Genomic DNA, 2,451 nt, shown 5'->3' on the forward strand with positions numbered 1-2,451 from the left:
CCGCGGAGGCGCTGGAGTACGGGCTGATCGGGCATGTGGTGCCGGATGGCCAGGCCTTGGACAAGGCGTTGGAGATCGCCGGGGTGATCGCCGGCAACGGCCCTCTGGCGGTTCAGGCGATCCTGCGCTCCATCCGCGAGACCGAAGGCCTGCCCGAGAACGAGGCGTTCAAGATCGACACCAAGATCGGCATCGAGGTGTTCCTGTCCGAGGACGCGAAGGAGGGCCCGTTGGCGTTCAAGGAGAAGCGGCCGCCTCAGTTCAAGATGCGCTGAGCTCCGCTCCCCTTCCTCCCTCGCCTCCCACCTCCCTCGCCTCACACCTCCCTCGCCTCCCACCTCCCCCCGCCGAGTGTGCGTCCACTGCGAAATCCGGGCCGATATTTCGCAGTGAGCGCACGTTCGGTGCGCTGTCGGTGTGGGCGCGCACACTGCCGCCATGAATGTGCCCTTCATCGGGAGTGCGGCCCTGTCGCGAGGTGAACTCACGCCGTACGCATTGCGCACCAGGTACACCGCCCTCTATCCAGACGTCTATCTGCCTGGTGGCGCCGAGATCACTCCCATCGGTAGAGCCCGGGCAGCCTGGCTCTGGTCCGGTGGCCGAGGCGTCATCGCCGGCCGATCGGCCGCCGCACTGCACCGGTCGAAATGGATCGACGCGCGACTACCCGCGGAACTGATCTGGACCAATCGGCGCCCACCGAAGGGCATCACGGTCTGGTCGGACGCCGTGGCCGACGACGAGCGCCAGGATCTGGATGGCATGACCCTCACGACGCCTGTCCGCACAGCGCTCGACATCGCCTGCCGCTACCCCGTGGATCGGGCCGTCGCCGCCATCGACGCCCTCTCCCGAGCGACACATCTGAAGGTCGTCGACGTGGAGGCCCTCGCCGAGAGATACCGGGGCCGGCGCGGAATCCGCCGGGCCCGTAGAGCGATCAGCCTCGTCGACCCGGGCGCCGAATCACCCCGGGAAACCTGGCTCCGGCTACTTCTCATCCGGGCGGGGTTTCCGCCGCCGACAACCCAGATACCGGTTCACAACGAATACGGCGTGCTCGTCGCCGCCCTGGACATGGGATGGGAGCACATCAAGGTTTCCGCGGAGTACGACGGCGAGCACCACAGACTCGACAGGCGGCAGTTCAACAAGGACATCCACCGGTCGGAGAACGTCGCCGAACAGGGCTGGATCAATGTCCGCGTCACCGCGGATGACACCGAAGGCGAGATTCTGCGCCGGGTCCGCGACGCTTGGGCTCGGGCTCGCCGAACGTGAACACACTGCGAAAATCCGGCCCGAGTTTCGCAGTGACCGCACGCTCGGCGCGGGTGCGGACTAAGCCAGCACCGGTTCGGACGGGGTGAAGACCACGGGCATGGCTTCCAGGCCGCTGACGAAGTTGGCCGGCCGCAACGGCAGCGGGGACTCGGTGAATTCAGGTGCCAGTCGCAGGTCCGGCAACCGCTGCAGGATCTTGCGCAGCATGGTGGTCAGTTCCAGCCGCGCCAACTGATTGCCGAGGCAGAAATGGGTCCCGAAGCCGAACGCCAGGTGGCTGTTGGGGTTTCGGTCGATGCGGAAGTTCTCCGGGTCGCCGAACACCGCCTCGTCGAAGTTCGCGGACTCGAACAGCAGCAGCATCTTCTCCCCGGCCCGCAACGAGGTGCCGTGAAACTCGTTGTCGCGCATCACGGTCCGGGCCATGTTCTTCACCGGGGCGGTCCAGCGCAGCATCTCCTCGACAGCCCCGGGCACCAGAGCGGGGTCCGCCACGAGTTGCTGCCACTGCTCGTGGTTGCGCAGCAGTTGCTCGAACCCACCGCTGAGGGTGTGCCGGGTGGTCTCGTCCCCACCGATGAGGATCAGCAGTGTCTCGAAGACGATCTCGTCGTCGCTCATCCGCTGACCGTCCACCTCGGAGTTCACCAGGACGGAGAACAGGTCCCCGGTGGGCTCGGCCCGGCGCTCGGCGGTGGTCCGCATCGCGAAACCGTGATAGCCGGCGAAAGCTTCCATCACCGCCTGCAGTGCAGCCTCGTCGGCGCTCGCGGACAGCCCGCACACCAGGTCGTCGGACCACTTCAGCAACGTCGCGCGGTCCTGCGGCAGCACTCCGAGCATGTCGCCGATGACCGCCATCGGCAGCGGCGCGGCAAGGTCGCGGACGAAGTCGCACTCCCCCCGCTCGCAGACCGCGTCGATCAGGGTGTCGCACAGCACTTCGATCCCGGCGGCCTTGTCCGTCAACTGCTTTCGGGTGAAGCCGGCATTGACCAGCTTGCGCCGCAAAAGGTGCTCCGGGTCGTCCATGTCGATCATGTAGGGCATCGCCGGCTGGTCGGGCCGGATCCCGCCGGTGTTGGAGAAGACCTCCGGATTGCGTTCGGCGTCGAGCACAGCCTGATAGGTGGCGGCAGCGGCGAGTCCGTTGCGGTCCCGGAA

General features: G+C 66.9%; 3 protein-coding genes. 2 read left to right on the forward strand and 1 reads right to left on the reverse strand.

Features of this window, described 5'->3' with window-relative positions:
* Together ADBZ5U_RS15780 and ADBZ5U_RS15785 are read left to right on the forward strand one after the other, a co-directional pair.
* Positions 1-275: enoyl-CoA hydratase/isomerase family protein (locus ADBZ5U_RS15780; protein ID WP_526811771.1), on the forward strand; the 275-nt coding region annotated here is incomplete at its 5' end.
* Between the two features lie 163 nt (positions 276-438).
* On the forward strand, positions 439-1,284 hold the full coding sequence (locus tag ADBZ5U_RS15785) for a putative endonuclease domain-containing protein (RefSeq protein ID WP_526811773.1): 846 nt from the start codon (positions 439-441) through the stop codon (positions 1,282-1,284).
* Between the two features lie 60 nt (positions 1,285-1,344).
* On the opposite strand, the gene ADBZ5U_RS15790 is transcribed toward ADBZ5U_RS15785, so the two are convergent.
* On the reverse strand, positions 1,345-2,451 hold a 1,107-nt coding region (locus ADBZ5U_RS15790), incomplete at its 5' end, for a cytochrome P450 (RefSeq protein WP_526811775.1).

Origin of the sequence: Mycobacterium sp. (genome assembly GCF_040398885.1) — a bacterium.
Lineage (GTDB): Bacteria > Actinomycetota > Actinomycetes > Mycobacteriales > Mycobacteriaceae > Mycobacterium.